General features: G+C 52.8%; 13 protein-coding genes. 6 read left to right on the forward strand and 7 right to left on the reverse strand.

The genetic code is table 11. The features are described from left to right. Positions 1-75: 75 nt before the first annotated feature. Positions 76-675: a 3'-5' exonuclease gene (locus tag HW115_RS03575; protein ID WP_178931189.1), complete on the forward strand. Its 600-nt coding sequence runs from the start codon at positions 76-78 to the stop codon at positions 673-675. A 59-nt stretch (positions 676-734) separates the two neighbouring features. Here HW115_RS03575 and HW115_RS19700 read toward each other — a convergent pair whose 3' ends face one another. The 5 genes from HW115_RS19700 to acpP form a co-directional block, all read right to left on the reverse strand. Beyond that, entirely contained in the window at positions 735-1451 is a 717-nt protein-coding gene (locus tag HW115_RS19700; protein WP_227021245.1) for a PEP-CTERM sorting domain-containing protein, read from the reverse strand. Positions 1452-1582: 131 nt separating this feature from the next. Next, positions 1583-2536 carry an acetyl-CoA carboxylase carboxyltransferase subunit alpha gene (locus tag HW115_RS03585; protein ID WP_178931190.1) on the reverse strand — a complete coding sequence of 318 codons (954 nt, stop codon included), beginning with the start codon at positions 2534-2536 and terminating at the stop codon, positions 1583-1585. 105 nt (positions 2537-2641) lie between these two features. Continuing rightward, complete coding sequence (locus tag HW115_RS03590; RefSeq protein ID WP_178931191.1) at positions 2642-3514, reverse strand: LysM peptidoglycan-binding domain-containing protein; 873 nt, start codon at positions 3512-3514, stop codon at positions 2642-2644. An 89-nt stretch (positions 3515-3603) separates the two neighbouring features. After that, the gene (locus HW115_RS03595) at positions 3604-4134 is read right to left on the reverse strand and encodes a hypothetical protein (RefSeq protein ID WP_178931192.1); all 531 of its coding nucleotides are present in this window, start codon (positions 4132-4134) and stop codon (positions 3604-3606) included. A gap of 150 nt (positions 4135-4284) precedes the next feature. Continuing rightward, positions 4285-4524 carry an acyl carrier protein gene (acpP, locus tag HW115_RS03600; protein WP_178931193.1) on the reverse strand — a complete coding sequence of 80 codons (240 nt, stop codon included), beginning with the start codon at positions 4522-4524 and terminating at the stop codon, positions 4285-4287. 410 nt (positions 4525-4934) lie between these two features. On the opposite strand from acpP, the gene gltB reads away from it, so the two are divergent. From gltB to HW115_RS03615, 3 genes are all read left to right on the forward strand, one after another. Next, a complete protein-coding gene (gltB, locus tag HW115_RS03605; protein ID WP_178931194.1) occupies positions 4935-9647 on the forward strand; it encodes a glutamate synthase large subunit in 4713 nt (1570 codons plus the stop codon). Between the two features lie 41 nt (positions 9648-9688). After that, a complete protein-coding gene (locus tag HW115_RS03610; protein ID WP_178931195.1) occupies positions 9689-11185 on the forward strand; it encodes a glutamate synthase subunit beta in 1497 nt (498 codons plus the stop codon). A gap of 282 nt (positions 11186-11467) precedes the next feature. Next, positions 11468-12448, forward strand: a complete 981-nt coding sequence (locus HW115_RS03615; RefSeq protein ID WP_178931196.1) for a PEP-CTERM sorting domain-containing protein — start codon at positions 11468-11470, stop codon at positions 12446-12448. A 54-nt stretch (positions 12449-12502) separates the two neighbouring features. Here HW115_RS03615 and HW115_RS03620 read toward each other — a convergent pair whose 3' ends face one another. Continuing rightward, on the reverse strand, positions 12503-13681 hold the full coding sequence (locus HW115_RS03620) for an AI-2E family transporter (protein WP_178931197.1): 1179 nt from the start codon (positions 13679-13681) through the stop codon (positions 12503-12505). A 24-nt stretch (positions 13682-13705) separates the two neighbouring features. Continuing rightward, positions 13706-13909, reverse strand: a complete 204-nt coding sequence (locus tag HW115_RS03625) for a hypothetical protein (RefSeq protein ID WP_178931198.1) — start codon at positions 13907-13909, stop codon at positions 13706-13708. A 147-nt stretch (positions 13910-14056) separates the two neighbouring features. Here HW115_RS03625 and HW115_RS03630 point away from each other — a divergent pair, with 147 nt between their 5' ends. Together HW115_RS03630 and HW115_RS03635 are read left to right on the forward strand one after the other, a co-directional pair. After that, positions 14057-14578: a phage regulatory CII family protein gene (locus HW115_RS03630; RefSeq protein WP_178931199.1), complete on the forward strand. Its 522-nt coding sequence runs from the start codon at positions 14057-14059 to the stop codon at positions 14576-14578. Between the two features lie 66 nt (positions 14579-14644). Beyond that, the gene (locus HW115_RS03635) at positions 14645-15682 is read left to right on the forward strand and encodes a quinone-dependent dihydroorotate dehydrogenase (protein WP_178931200.1); all 1038 of its coding nucleotides are present in this window, start codon (positions 14645-14647) and stop codon (positions 15680-15682) included. Positions 15683-15688 lie beyond the last annotated feature (6 nt).

Here is a 15688-nt window from a genome sequence, read left to right on the forward strand (position 1 = left end):
GGGAAAGGCCAGGCCCAGCGAATCGAACCATTCAGCTCGGCACCAGCCTCCCCTGGCGAATGTCTTCGCCCAGCGATGATCCGCCAACACACCTTCGCTGCCATCGATTTTGAATCGGCAGGAGCAGCGCGCGGCAAAACCGACGTCCCGGTTCAAATAGGCATGGCGATGTGGACGACGGACTCCGGCCACCATCGTCCATTTGTTTCCTTTATCCGTGCAGACCGACCGATCACCTGGGCGGCTCAAAAAGTCCACGGCATAGGCAGCGCCGACCTTGCCGATGCTCCGGCATTCATGACCCTGTGGCCTGAAATCAAATCCACGCTGGGCGGAAACGTCGTGGTTGCCCACGGCCACGGCACGGAAAAACGATACCTCAGAGCCTTTCCCGCCCATGGATTCGAACCCTGGGTCGATACCTTGTTACTGGCCCGGGCCGCCTGGCCCGACCTCCCGTCCCATGCCCTCGGAGACCTCTGCAACCACTTCCAACTAAGCTCCAAAGTCTCCGAACTCACCCCTGGAAAAACCTGGCACGACGCCCTCTACGACGCCACAGCCTCTCTCGTGCTGCTTGAATATCTAATCGACACCCTCAAGCTAAGCAACTCACCACTTGACGTCCTGATTCATCCGGACACCTCGGACTGGCACCGTATCCGGAGAACATAAAAGCAGCTTGCCCACGACGGAACAAGCTGCCTAAAAACAATACTTGATCAAAGTATAAACTATCTGCGGCGACGCATAAGAAGAGCCAATCCCGCGAGCCCCATGAACGCTGAAGAGGAAGGCTCAGGAACAACTGTAGCATCTAGAGTGAATCCATTGAGAGACATAATTCTGTTTCTTCTTACACTATCTGTCGTTCCCCCGGTATTGCCAAATTCATTGCCTCCTACCCAAAAACGAACAACCACATCATCCGTTCCATTTGAGGTAAACGGGACAACTGCTTGATTTCCGGTCGATCCATATGTCACATCATCCAAAACGTTAGTAAAGCTGGCACCTCCATTAATACTAAGCTGAACATCGACAACCCCAAACTGGTTGCTCAAATCCTCCAAGGAAAATGTGAAGCTGCCAGTGACCGCAGCAAGACCACCAAAAACCAAGTCCTGATCATCATTTAAAGCCCCGTCAATACTAGCAAAGTCCTTTAAAAAGAGATCCCCACCTCGATCAATCATCCGAAAATTGGTAGCTGCCGAACTTTTGTAAGTCACATCAATACCACTGCCTAGGTCAATTGATGGACCAACATAACCTGCGGAACCACTGGTATAGTTTCGGGTGCCCGGTGCGGTATTATTGGCAAATACAAACCCACCATAACCGACCGCAACATCCCCAACAGAATCACTGAAGTCCACCTTTAGTGTTGCAGCATGAGCACCAGCCAAAGACCCCAGCAAGCCATACAGAATATAATATTTCATTTTCATAACAGCTGAGGTTATATCAAATAAATCGTAAAAGTTCGAGTCAAAAAGCACAGACACTACCCATTTGTTCAAATATGAAACAAATGAGTTTACCCCCCCCCTCAGACTCCGCTCTCAAAATCCGCAGCAGCTTACTCCCCCTGCCACTCACCGTACTTGCGGTATTTTTCGTAGCGTTGCTGAAGTAGTTCTTCCGAACTCAATTGTTCCAACTGTTCAATCTGCTTCAATACGGCATCCCTGAGATTACGGGCAGCCTCCTCGTGGTCGTGATGAGCCCCGCCAATCGGTTCGGGAACCACTTCATCAATCAGACCCAGTTCGCCAAGATCAGGAGCGGAAATCTTCATCGCCTCCGCAGCCTCGGGAGCGTGTTTGCGATGCTTCCACAAAATAGCGGCACATCCCTCCGGGCTGATCACGGAATAATAAGCATTTTCCATCATCAACACCCTGTCGGTCACTCCGATTCCCAGAGCTCCACCAGAACCACCTTCCCCCAACACTACGGTCACAGTCGGAACCTTGAGCGTCATCATCTCCCTTAAATTAAAGGCAATCGCCTCGGCAATATTGCGCTCTTCGGCACCAATACCAGGAAAGGCCCCTGGAGTATCCACCAGCGCGACAACAGGCAAATTGAACTTTTCAGCCAAACGCATCAAACGCATCGATTTCCGATAACCTTCCGGGTGGGCGCTACCAAAGTTTCTCAAAAGGTTTTCCTTGGTGTCACGGCCCTTCTGATGACCGATCACCACCACCTTTTTTCCACCCAACGTCGCAAAACCTCCGGGCATCGCACTATCGTCTCCAATGTGGCGATCTCCATGAAGTTCACAAAAATCCTCAAATACGTGTTCCACGTAATCGAGCATAAACGGGCGATTGGTATGTCTAGCGATCTGCACACGATGCCATGGAGAGAGCTCTTCGTAAATACGCTTTCTCGTCCCTTCCAGCTTTTCTTCCATCCTGGCAATCTCATCGGACATGTCGATGTTCTGGCTGGAGGCCTTTTTCTTTAGCTTGGACAGCTCCTGTTCGAGCTCGGCGACAGGTTTTTCAAAATCGAGAGGTTTCATATAAAAGAAATGGAGTCGTAATTCGGAATTGGGAAAATATCGATCAGCAAGCAAGTCATACTGAGCACTTACATCATGTCTACAATGGGCTTGTTCAATAAAGTATCAATGGCGGATTTCCACATCATTGCCCGGCCGGAGCAACAATGGCAATTCCTCCATATCAGCCTCACTGAGAAAAAAACCTAGCTGCAAATCGTCTTGTTCGCCCTCGAAGAATGCACGAATGGCCAGGGATTTGTCACTGAGAAAAATCACTTTGCTCGTATTCCTGTAAACTTCCGAATGACTCGGATAAACCTTTCCGTCTGCCTGCCCCATGATCGAGCCCACGCTGAGGTGGCGAACGGTCCCCCCCCGCTTATAGGCCACTTTCACAAGCGGGTATTCTTTAATAAACTCACCCTGTCGCCAAACCGTCAAGGTCTTGAGCCGAATGTTAATCACCAGTCGCATATCCAGCGGCATCACCGTCAATTTATCACCGGGGTGTAAGCTACGGTGGTCCGCACGCATCAATTTACTGAGATGAACCAGACTATCCATCGTGGTTTTATTATTTCGAATGATCTTGGTAAAGGTATCACCCCGTTGAACCGTGATCTCACTCTTCCCCTCCCTCCAGTCCGGGTCCAACAAGCGGTCCACATTGATCTCCCCAAGAATCCGTCTCGCCTCGGAGGCGGCTTCCGCAGCGGGATAGTAACTGACGATATACTTCAGCTTTTCCTCCGCTTCAGCCATGGATTCCATCGCCAATAGCTCCCGAGCCCGCTGAAACGCCTTCTCCCCCGGCTCATTATTGGACAAGGCACCTTTTTCAGCCTTCGCCTTGAGTGCCAATTCCGCAGCGCGCTGCTCAGCGATCAAAGCCCCGGGCATGTCACGGACCGAGCCCGTATACTCCTTCATCAAATAAGCCGTAACAAGAACGACCCCAATAACGCCCAGGGCTGCAATTGCTTTGATGAGATGCATGATTCGCATAGGACAATCATAATCAAAATTGTCTAGCAGACCACTCAAAAGCTAGCGAATCATGGAAAAACATCCCTCATCGGGAGAACCTACAGCAATCCCTTACGCTTAAAATCAAACGCATTGATATCCGAGGACTTACCAATCATTTCGATGGCAAATTTTAACAGACTCACCTCCCATGCGTCATCCACTCCCTCCATCACAGCCAACATGGGGTCTCCAGTCTGGCGAACCTCTTCCATCACCCGGTCACGGACAGCCTCCAATGAATCGTGAACCAATTCCTCAGTCACGCGCCCGCGCTTGAACATAAAACCATATTGAAAAAACACGGGTTCCAGGTCGTGCTCGCGCAACCAGTCCAAGTACTCTCCGGCCTTTTCTTGAAAGCCCTCCAGCTCAACATTCCCCCCCATATGGCCAGGGCGGATAATTTGCGGCTTTTGCGCTTCCACCTCCCCCTGACGAACCCGAACCTGACCAACCTGATCCATCGGCTCGCTTAACATCGTAAACTTGAACCGCGTCGAACCAAAGGTATCAATCCGTCTATCCGGCTCACGCAATAGCTGAGCCGTTTCCATGGCATATTGGATACTATCAGGAGAATGGGGCATAAGAAGATGAGCGATATCGAGTAAAGAGAATGTGCAAAACAGGGTAGGCCCGCTAAGAGCCTACCCTGTTTTTAGAAAAAAACCATTCCAAGCTTAATGCCTGGGATGCCTTAAAAGCCGATTAGACTTTTTGTTATTGCCCTTCTGGGCTTAGCCGTTGGCTTTATTGACATACTCAATGATGTCACCAACACTGGTAAGCTTCTCAGCGTCTTCGTCAGGCACTTCAATGCCGAACTCTTCTTCAAAAGCCATGACCAACTCGACGGTATCGAGCGAATCAGCACCGAGGTCTTCGATGAACTTGGCTTCTGGCTTGAGCTGATCGGCACTGACTCCGAGTTGCTCGACGATGATATCTTTTACTTTGGCTTCGATGTTGTCTGACATTTCAGTTAGTTAGGTTGTGGGTTGGTGCGAGACGCTAGCCTCCGCGGATACGCTTGGCAACACTGAAAAACATCAAAATCCCCAAAAATAGTTAAAACAGCTTAAATACTAAGTTCACGCCAACAATCACGATCTTAAAATCGCCATATATAGGATCTTTCAGGGTAATTTTTCACCACATGACATTCATTTTTTCATTTACTCTATACTTTTCTGGTGTATTAGCCCATGTTCCCGCTCCCGCTTGAAAACGGCCCTGTAATATAAGCTACACCTCCCTTTTTCACAGCGCCTACAACCCCGAAGGCTGTCACCGCTCCCTTGTCACTCGACACTGGATTCAGGAACGCCTCAAGCCATCCTCAACCAGGATCAGGCGACAGCATTTAAACAACAACCTTTCTAATATCATGACGACGGAAAAGAAAAACACATCAACCCAGCCACTCGGGCTCCCTGAAGCTCAGGGACTCTATGATCCCGCCAACGAACATGACTCCTGTGGAGTTGGATTCCTCTGCCACCTCAAGGGAAAAAAATCCCACCGCATCGTCAAAGGAGCACTGGAAATGAATGTCAACATGGAGCACCGCGGAGGTTGCGGATGTGACGAAGCCACCGGTGACGGGGCCGGACTTTTCATTCAACTCCCCCACAAATTTTTCAAGACCATCACCACCGAGCTCGATTTCGACTTACCGGAGGAAGGTCAGTATGCCGTAGGCTTCGTCCATCTTTCCCCAGACCAAGAGGAATGCGCCAACGCCATGGCGACCTACGAAAAAATGATCAAAAAAGAAGGTCAAACACTGCTCGGATGGCGTGATGTCCCCACCAACAGTGAAATCCTAGGTAAGGCAGCGCGCGAATGTGAACCCCAGATGAAGCAGGTTTTCATCGCCCGCAACCCGGAAATCACCGACGATCAGGATTTCGAGCGTAAACTTTACGTCCTACGCCGCCGCACAGCCCAAGCCATCCGTTACTGTACGACCAGTGGCGCAGAATATTTCTACACCGTCACCCTGTCTGCTAGAACCATCGTCTACAAAGGCATGCTGACCACTTGGCAACTTAAAGATTATTTCCCCGATCTCCAACATGAAGACGTGGAATCCGCCATGGCATTGGTTCACTCACGCTTCAGCACCAATACCTTCCCTAGTTGGCCACGGGCCCAACCGTTCCGCTACATGTCCCATAACGGGGAGATCAACACCATGCGCGGCAACGCCAACTGGATGCAGGCCCGACAAAAACTCCTCGGCAGCGGCGTCCTCGGTGAAGATCTGGACAAGCTCCTCCCGATTATTCGTGAAGACGGATCGGACTCCGCCATGTTCGATAACTGCCTCGAGTTCCTCGTCCTTTCAGGACGCACACTCCCCGAAGCCATCATGATGATGATTCCCGAACCATGGGAAAACCATCAGCACATGACCGACACCAAAAAGGCGTTTTACGAATACAACGCGACGCTCATGGAGCCCTGGGACGGTCCGGCATCCATCGCCTTCTGTGACGGCATCTCCATCGGTGCCATCCTCGACCGTAACGGTCTTCGCCCATCCCGCTACTACGTCACCAACGACGACCTCGTCATCATGGCATCGGAGGTAGGAGTTCTCGAAGTCGATCCGGCAACGGTCGTCAAAAAAGGACGCCTCGAACCCGGCCGCATGTTCCTCGTCGATACTCAGAAAGGACGCATCGTCGACAACGCAGAGGTCAAAGAAGAGATTGCCAGCAAAAAACCATACGCTGAGTGGTTGGAGAAAAACCGTGTGTTCTTTGCCGAACTCGCAGCCGGTGAGACGGCAGCCACCATCACTGGCCACGACCTGATTCAGCGCAATCGCGCATTTGGCTACACGTTTGAAGACAAGCGCTTCATCCTTGGACCATCGGCAGAAACCGGCAACCAGCCACTTGGTGCGATGGGTAACGATACGCCCATGGCCGTATTGTCCGATCGCCCACAACTGCTCTATAATTACTTCCGCCAGCTGTTCGCCCAGGTGACCAACCCAGCCATCGACCCGATCCGCGAGGAACTCATCACCTCGAGCATCACCTTTGTGGGCTCGGAAAAAGACATCCTGAACCCAGGACCGGACAACTGCCGCATGGTTCGACTCGAAAGCCCAATCATCGACAACCAACAGCTTGCCCGCCTCCGCGACATCGACCTCGACGGATTCAGTGCCGAGACCCTGCCGATTATCTATCGCCCTGAGAAAGTGGACGCCGGATTGGCCGTCGGCCAACTCCCCGGACACGTTGACAACCCACATGTTTCCGACGATGCCGAACAACTTGGCGAAGTCTCAGGGGAAGCCCTCAAGACGGCTCTCGACCAATTGTTCAAAGCTGCCGATACCGCCATCCTGCATGGCGATAACGTGCTGATCCTCTCGGACCGTGGCATGAACAAGAAAAAAGCAGCCATCCCCGCCCTGCTCGCGGTTGCTGGCCTGCACCACCACCTGATCCGAAACGGCACACGCACCAAGGTCTCCATCGTGTTGGAATCCGGTGAACCACGCGAGGTCCACCACTTTGCCGTCCTGCTCGGATACGGAGTGGACGTCGTCAACCCCTACCTTGCCATCGACACCCTGGCCCAGATGACCGAAGAAGGTGAACTGGACATGGACCACGATACCGCCGTGCAAAAATACCTGAAGGCATCGATCAAAGGTGTGATCAAAACCATGTCGAAAATGGGTATCTCCACTGTCGCGAGTTACCGTGGAGCTCAGATCTTCGAATGCATCGGTCTGAACGAAGAAGTCATCGACCAGTATTTCACCCGGACCACATCACGAGTCAAGGGTATCGGACTGGAAACCATTTCCCGGGAGGTCAAACTTCGTCACGACGACGCTTACAAACCACGTGAAACCGAAAACGAAGCCCTCGATGCCGGCGGCGTTTACCAATGGCGTTTCGATGGAGAGAGACACCTCTTCGGACCACAGGCCATTCACCTGCTGCAGCAGTCGACGCGTCTCGGAGACTTCGAAGTCTTCCGTCAATACTCCAAGCTCATTGACGATCAAGCCAAAGGACTTTGCACCCTGCGCGGATTAATGGACTTCAAGTTCGACCCCGCAAAGGAAATCCCGATCGACGAAGTGGAACCAGTGAGTGCCATCGTCAAGCGCTTTAAAACCGGAGCCATGTCCTATGGATCGATTTCCGAGGAAGCCCACGAAGCACTCGCAGTCGCGATGAACCGCCTCGGTGGAAAATCCAATACCGGAGAAGGTGGCGAAGACCCCTACCGCTTCCGTTGGACCAACGACCAGGGAGACTCCAAGAAGAGTGCGATCAAACAGGTGGCCAGCGGCCGCTTCGGGGTGACCAGTCACTATCTGGTGAACTCACGCGAGATCCAGATCAAGATCGCCCAGGGAGCCAAGCCCGGTGAAGGTGGTGAACTTCCAGGTCACAAAGTCCTTCCACAGATTGCCAAAGTGCGCGGAACCACTCCAGGTGTGGGGCTCATCTCCCCACCACCCCACCACGATATTTACTCGATCGAGGACATGGCTGAGTTGATCCACGATTTGAAAAATGCCAACACCGATGCCCGGATCAACGTTAAACTCGTCTCCGAGGTTGGCGTCGGCACCATCGCCGCCGGTGTGGCCAAGGCCAAGGCCGATGTCATCCTGATCGCAGGACACGACGGCGGAACCGGAGCCAGCCCAAGATCATCGATCCAACACGCCGGTTCCCCATGGGAACTCGGCCTCGCGGAAACCAACCAAACACTCCTGCTCAACGACCTGCGAAGCCGGGTGGTTCTCGAAACCGACGGCCAGCTTAAAACCGGTCGTGACGTTGTGATCGGAGCCCTACTTGGAGCCGAAGAGTTTGGATTTGCCACCGCACCTCTGGTCACCTTGGGCTGCATCATGATGCGTGTCTGCCACAAGAACACCTGCCCGGTTGGTATCGCCACCCAGAACACTGACCTGAGGAAGAAGTTCAATGGCGCCGTCGAAAACGTCGTCAACTACATGAACTTCGTCGCCCAGGAAATCCGCGAACTGATGGCCAAACTCGGCTTCCGTTCCATCACCGAAATGGTCGGACGCAGCGACAAACTCGAAATGCGCAAGGCTGTCGATCACTGGAAAGCCCAGGGGCTCGACTACTCGAAGATCCTCTACCGCCCAAAAGTCGGCCCGGAAGTCGGAACCTACGCCCAACAGCAGCAAGATCACCTGCTCGACCGCGCACTCGACAACACCACGATCCTCGAACTCTGCCGCCCTGCCATCGAAAGCTACGAAAAGGTGCATGCCGAACTACCGATCACCAATATCAACCGCGTGGTGGGAACCATCACCGGAGCGGAGATCTCACGCCACCACGGTGCCGCAGGCCTTCCGGAGGATACCATCCACCTGAAGTTCAACGGCAGCGCCGGCCAGAGCCTCGGAGCGTTTTGCCCGAAAGGGATGACCTTCGAACTCGAAGGCGATGCCAACGACTACATCGGCAAAGGTGTTTGCGGAGCAAAAATCATCGTTTACCCACCGAAAAACTCGCTCCCTGAATTCGTCGCCGATGAAAACATCATCGTCGGTAACGTTGCCTTCTACGGGGCCACCAATGGTGAAGCCTACATGGCTGGTATCGCCGGAGAACGCTTCTGCGTCCGAAACTCCGGTGTCCATGCCGTGATCGAAGGCGTCGGTGACCACGCCTGTGAATACATGACTGGAGGATCCGTTACCATCCTTGGTTCCACGGGTCGTAACTTCGGTGCCGGCATGTCCGGTGGAGTCGGCTATATCTATAACGAACATGGAGACTTTGAATCGAAAAACAACGATGCCATGACCAACCTTTACCCACTGATCGAATGTGAAGACAGTGAGATTGAGGAGGTCAAGGCCCGGATCCAAAAACACGTCGACTACACCGGCAGCGTAAAAGGACAACGCATTCTCGACAACTGGGAGAGCGAATCCGCAAAATTCCTCAAGGTTATGCCGGCCGACTATGAACGCGTGCTCAACGCCTTGAAGCGAGCTGAAGAAAGTGGTCTCGAAGGAGACGCCGCCATCCTCGCAGCCTTCGAAGAAAATGCGAAAGTAGGAAACTAACTACTAACACTAAATTTTAACACTAACCAACTTTTATCACCATGGGAAAACCAACCGGATTCTTAGAACACGAACGAGCCACTATCCCGGATCGCCCACCTCTTGAGCGCATCAAGGACTGGAAGGAGATCCACGATCTCCGCTCAGACGACGCCGTCAAAACCCAGGCATCCCGATGCATGGACTGCGGCACCCCTTACTGCCATACCGGACTGATGTTCGGTGGCATGTCCAGCGGCTGCCCAATCAATAACCTGATCCCGGAATTCAACGATCTCGTTTACCGAGGACGCTGGGACGAAGCCCTCGAGCGCCTGCTCAAAACTAACAACTTTCCCGATTTTACGGGCCGCGTTTGCCCCGCCCCCTGCGAAGGAGGATGTGTCCTGGGCTCAATCGAGCCACCGGTCACCATTAAAAATGTCGAATGCACTATCTCCGACAGAGGATGGGAAGATGGACGGATGACACCTAAACCACCTGCTGAACGCACCGGCAAAACCGTCGCGGTTGTCGGCTCAGGCCCAGCCGGACTGGCTGCAGCCGACCAGCTCAACCAGGCTGGACACACCGTCACCGTTTTCGAGCGGGAAGACCGCCCTGGAGGTTTGCTCATGTATGGAATTCCCAACATGAAGCTCGATAAGCAAGAGGTCGTTGATCGCCGGATTGAGCTGATGAAAGCCGAAGGAATTGATTTCAAGTGCAATGTCTTTGTGGCCAAAAACAATGAATGGACACCGAGCCGTCTGCGCAAAGAATTTGATGCTGTGATCCTCTGCTGTGGAGCGACCAAACCTCGCGATCTGGAAATCAAAGGTCGTAAGGCTAAAGGCGTTCACATGGCCATGGATTTCCTGACTGCCAACACCCGTCATCAACTCGACCATCACTTCGACGGAACCAATCCCGAACTCAACGCCACCGGCAAAGACGTCGTGGTCATTGGTGGAGGTGACACCGGAACCGACTGTGTAGGCACCAGCCTTCGCCAAGGCTGCAACAGCGTTTGCCAGCTGGAAATCATGCCCCAACCACCAATGGAGCGGGCAGCCAACAACCCATGGCCCGAATGGCCCAAAGTCTATAAAATGGACTACGGTCAACAAGAAGCTGAAGCCGTGCAAGGTGCCGACCCCCGGAAGTACTTGGTCATGACCAAAGCCATCCTCAAAGACGAGGAAGGGAAGGTCAAAGGCCTTCAGGTGGTCGACATTACTTGGGGCAAAGATGAGCAAGGCCGCTTCGTCCCCGAGGAAACAGAGGGCACGCTGCGGACCATCGACGCCCAGCTTATCCTTCTGGCCATGGGCTTTGTCGGCCCCGAACAAAAGATCATCAACCAGTTCAAACTCGAAACCGATGCGCGTAGCAACGTCAAGGCCGAGCACGAGGTCTACACCACGAATGTAGAAGGTGTGTTCGCTGCCGGTGACATGCGCCGGGGACAGTCACTGGTCGTCTGGGCAATCAACGAAGGCCGCGGTGCCGCACGCGAATGCGACCGCTTCCTGATGGGCAGCACCCAGCTACCGTAAGGCTCTAAGGGAAGACTCCCCGATCACAATCCAAGCCCTCCGCATCATGCATGCCGGGGGGCTTTTTTGTGCCATTGTTACTCCCCCGTTGCTAACACCAATGTTGAGTTGGTATTAGCCCCGCTCCCCAACCATGAAAACAACAATAAACGATGCTTCAGAAAATAAAACGGTCGCTCCTAGACACCAACGCTAATAATCTGAATCTGAATAGACTGATGCTCTGGTGGCTCTCCCCATTCATCCATCAATCCTCGCTAATGATTAACCAGCCCACACAACATGAAACAATTTATCATTCACGCTTTTTCTCTTGCCGCTTTGACCACGGCGCAAGCAGCCATCACTTCGACAAGCAATGGCAACTACACTGATGGGAGCACGTGGGATGGTGGCAACCCACCTACAAATGGAGAAGACTACATCATCCAGCATAATGTGGAACACGCAGCAAACGGAACCTATTCACTCGCGGGAGACAGCGTCACCATCAATTCCGGATACCTCCGGTTCACGGGAAATGCACCAAGCTCGAGTGCCTCCAACATTACAGTCAACAATTTGGCATTAAACGGAGGCCGCCTCGATTTTCGTTCATCCAACCAATACGCAAGAACCATGAATCTGGTCAGTGGCTTCAATGTGTCCACCGACAGCCAAATTCGCATCGGTGACGGAGGAGAACAATTCGTCATGAACGTTAGCCTTCAGGGTAACATCACCGGAAGCGGCAATCTGAACTTTGTATCCAACGGAGGTAACGGAAGTGATGATAAAATGAACCTCAATATCACTTCGGCCAATCTCGGCTATTCCGGAAATTGGAGTATCAACTCAATCGACTCCGGATACGGCTACCTCTATGCCAATTCAGCGAATGCCCTTGGCTCTGGAAGCCTGACTCTCAATACCCGGAGCGCGTTGGTGGCAGGAGCCACGACCAGCTTGGACAGTCTTCAAGGCGTCACGCTCACAACGTCGACATCCATCCTGCAGCTCACCAACGCATGGGTCAACCATGCCGCTAGCCTCAACATGCAAGCGGGAACGCTCGACCTTGCGGATTCTGATTCTATAATCGGGGATTTCAGCATCAATGGCAACAGTCTCGCAGCAGACACTTACGACTCCGCGGCACTCTCTGCGCTCGGATTTGGTGGCAATTTTACAGGAACTGGCACCATCACCGTCATTCCGGAACCCTCTTCCGCCGTGCTCGGAAGCCTCGGTATCTTTGGCATCCTTCTACGCCGCAAACGCTGATCATCTCGAATGGGACGCCATACGGGCGCAACCTTCAGTTCAGAAAAAAGCGCTCTAGCTTCCCTCTCCAGTAGCGGGAACGACCTCCGCGCCATCCACTTTGTCAACCTGGACCTTATCCACTGACGCCTCTTTCTGCTTTGCTGACTCCTTGATGATTCGCCGTTCCTGCTCCTCCGTGTCCTTTTTCCCCTGACTGATGGCAACACCAAGCCAGCGTAACTCATAGGTATTATCCAACGCCACCTTGATCATCATGGTCAAAGGCACCGCCAACAACATACCGACTGGCCCCCAGAGAAAACCCCAAAACAGAACGGATATCACAATCACCACCGTCGACAGACCAAAGCGCCGACCCAGCAATGCCGGCTCCATAAAGTTGCCGAGAAAACCATTAATCACCAGGTAGCCACACGCCACCGCTATCGCATGACGCACATCGTGGGTCAACAACGCCAGCAGCATCGGCGGCACTCCGGCAATAATCGAGCCGACAGCGGGAATGTAGTTCAAGGCAAAAGCGAGCAAGCCCCAGAGTAATGGAAAGTCCAACTCGGCGGCCCAACACAACAAGCCCGCCAACACTCCGGTAGCGATACTGATCAGCGTTTTGATCCCCAGATACTTCTGGATATCGCGGGTAGCGCTGAGCATACGCTGCAAATTCGGACCACGAGCTTCAACAATGGCTTCAAAACGACGGCTGAAAATCCGAGCCTCCCCGAGCATAAAGACCAAAAGGATGAGCACAATAAACGACACCTGGAAGGTATCGAACACCCGAGCAAGCAATGAGGTGATGTTGCCTTTAAAAAAGTCGACAATTTTATCCGCAGTCAGGAACTTCTTGATCTCCTCCTGCGCATTTTCCACCTGCCATTCTTCAAGCTTGGCTCCGGTATCCAGAGCCACCCCATAGAGCTTCCGCCCGTAAGTCTCCAGTCGATCCCCTTCAGACAGGTCATTGATCAGCATGGCCGCGCCTATGATAAAACCGGTCAGAAAAGCAAACACGACCAAGACTGTAATCAGCACCGCAAATATGCGGGGAACCTTGTGCTCACGCAGCCAGTTCATAATAGGAAAGCTCACTGCGGCTAAAAAAAAGGCCAACGAAACCGGAATGAAAAAATTACGCGCCAGATGAAGACCGCTCACGACGACCACCGCCGAGGCAAGTAAGAGCATCGCTTTGTAAGCTTCTACGGGCTTGGTTGTTTCAGGGGACACGAAATAAAAATCAAAAAAGAGGTGTTAGGTAAGTGCATACCCGAATCGGGTTTCAGGCATGAGCAAGGTCTCCCAGTATGCCGTTCGCAGGAGGCACCCAAAAGACATCAATCTAAAGGGTATTTCCATGAACAGCCGACTCACCCGTAGCTCCTTGAAACGAGGGGCGAGCGCCGGAATGGCGGCATCATACGCTTGTTTGACCACTGAGGCAATGGATTCATTCATTTTTCTTAAAATAATTTTCGCTCCTTACAAACGAGCAGCCATGCCGTTTCTTTTTACCCGTTCCATCGGAGCTACAAGCCAAGAATAGATCACCCATAAGCGTATAGCAAGCTTGCCACTTGTGACAAAACTGCCTAGATTCCCTGCATGAAATCTCACGAGGTTCTCAAGGAGGCATTTGAACAAAGCAGCCCTAAATCCATTGCTTCAGAACTGGGGGTCTCCCTCTCGCTTGTCTATAAGTGGGCACAAGATCAATCGGAGCTGGGATCAGGGAGCCGCAACCCCTTGGATCGGATTATCGAGATCTATGACAACACCCGGCACCAAGCCATTATCGAATGGCTCTGCGAACAATGTGACGGTTACTTTGTCAACAACCCTCAACCCCCTAGCGAAGAAGACTACAAGGTGCTTCCAGCCACCCACGAAATTGTCGGCCAGTTTTCCGCGCTCTTACACCGGATTTCCCAAGCGGCATTAGACAACTCCATCACCCCGGACGAAGCTGAAGACATTCGGCACAGCTGGGATTCTTTGAAAAGCTATGCCGAAGGTTTTGTCCGCTGCTGCGAAAAAGGAGACTTCGAACGGATTCCCAAAGAAGAAAACCCAAGGGGCTCCGACCCTTCAGCAAACACCCCTGCACCAAGGACAGCGCTCTACTAATCCACTCACTCTCACCGACCATCCTCCATAGGGCTCGAGCCATGAGTCCTGCCACTTCTGATCTTTATGACAAGTAGTCAATACCACTTCATCCGCAATATTCTGTTCCGCTTCGACGCCGAGGATGTCCATCACTTCACCATGCGCTACATGCGGAGCATGGAACAATTCGGTCTGCTGAAATGTGTCGCAGGGCGTATCCCCAGCTCCAAGCCCGTCGAATGCATGGGACTCACCTTCCCGAATGCCATCGGCCTGGCCGCTGGACTCGATAAACAAGGCAACTGCATCGATGCTCTTGGACGTCTCGGGTTCGGACATATCGAAATAGGAACCATCACCCCGCGCCCGCAACCAGGAAACGACCTGCCCCGATTATTCCGCATCATCAGCGAAGAAGCCATCATCAACCGAATGGGCTTCAACAACGTCGGCATTGAAGAAGGAGCTAACAACGTTGCTGCCTCGAAAAATTTCCGGAAGTCCGGCGGTATCGTTGGCTTCAATATCGGCAAAAATAAAATAACGCCAAATGAGCAAGCGACCGATGACTACCTCGCCTGCCTGCGAGGAGCTTGGGACGTTGCCGACTACGTCACCGTCAACATTTCATCTCCAAACACTCCCGGCCTCCGGGATCTGCAAGCCGCGGAAGAAACAGCCAGACTGATCGAGGCCTTAAAGCAAGAGCAGGAAAAACTAACAACCGATCGAGGTCGGAGGGTTCCGATCGCGCTCAAGGTTGCGCCAGATCTTGAAAACGATAACATTGCTGACCTTGCCAAGGTCTTTCTCGATGGCGGACTCGATTGTCTGATCGCAACCAACACCACGCTGGACCGAAGCAAGGTTGAGGGCTGTGATTTTGCAGACCAGCCGGGAGGACTCTCCGGGGCCCCACTCACCGACCACTCCACGGAAGTCATCGCCGCCTTTCACTCCCATCTGGGTGATCAAATCCCAATCATCGGAGTCGGAGGTATTATGAATGCCGAACACGCTCAAGACAAACTCAAAGCCGGAGCCAAACTCGTCCAAATCTACTCTGGATTCATTTACCACGGACCACCACTGGTCAAATCCATCATCCAAGCCACAGCCTAACCACCC

This window comes from Oceaniferula marina, assembly GCF_013391475.1.
Lineage (GTDB): Bacteria > Verrucomicrobiota > Verrucomicrobiia > Verrucomicrobiales > Akkermansiaceae > Oceaniferula > Oceaniferula marina.

Excerpts from the sequence above, each read along its gene's own strand:
- HW115_RS03635 (WP_178931200.1), top strand. The coding sequence starts at position 14,645 with ATGACAAGTAGTCAATACCACTTCATCCGCAATATTCTGTTCCGCTTC.
- acpP (WP_178931193.1), bottom strand. The coding sequence starts at position 4,524 with ATGTCAGACAACATCGAAGCCAAAGTAAAAGATATCATCGTCGAGCAA.
- HW115_RS03590 (WP_178931191.1), bottom strand. The coding sequence starts at position 3,514 with ATGCATCTCATCAAAGCAATTGCAGCCCTGGGCGTTATTGGGGTCGTT.
- HW115_RS03595 (WP_178931192.1), bottom strand. The coding sequence starts at position 4,134 with ATGCCCCATTCTCCTGATAGTATCCAATATGCCATGGAAACGGCTCAG.
- HW115_RS03610 (WP_178931195.1), top strand. The coding sequence starts at position 9,689 with ATGGGAAAACCAACCGGATTCTTAGAACACGAACGAGCCACTATCCCG.
- HW115_RS03625 (WP_178931198.1), bottom strand. The coding sequence starts at position 13,909 with ATGAATGAATCCATTGCCTCAGTGGTCAAACAAGCGTATGATGCCGCC.
- HW115_RS03630 (WP_178931199.1), top strand. The coding sequence starts at position 14,057 with ATGAAATCTCACGAGGTTCTCAAGGAGGCATTTGAACAAAGCAGCCCT.
- gltB (WP_178931194.1), top strand. The coding sequence starts at position 4,935 with ATGACGACGGAAAAGAAAAACACATCAACCCAGCCACTCGGGCTCCCT.
- HW115_RS03615 (WP_178931196.1), top strand. The coding sequence starts at position 11,468 with ATGAAACAATTTATCATTCACGCTTTTTCTCTTGCCGCTTTGACCACG.
- HW115_RS03575 (WP_178931189.1), top strand. The coding sequence starts at position 76 with ATGATCCGCCAACACACCTTCGCTGCCATCGATTTTGAATCGGCAGGA.
- HW115_RS03585 (WP_178931190.1), bottom strand. The coding sequence starts at position 2,536 with ATGAAACCTCTCGATTTTGAAAAACCTGTCGCCGAGCTCGAACAGGAG.
- HW115_RS19700 (WP_227021245.1), bottom strand. The coding sequence starts at position 1,451 with ATGAAAATGAAATATTATATTCTGTATGGCTTGCTGGGGTCTTTGGCT.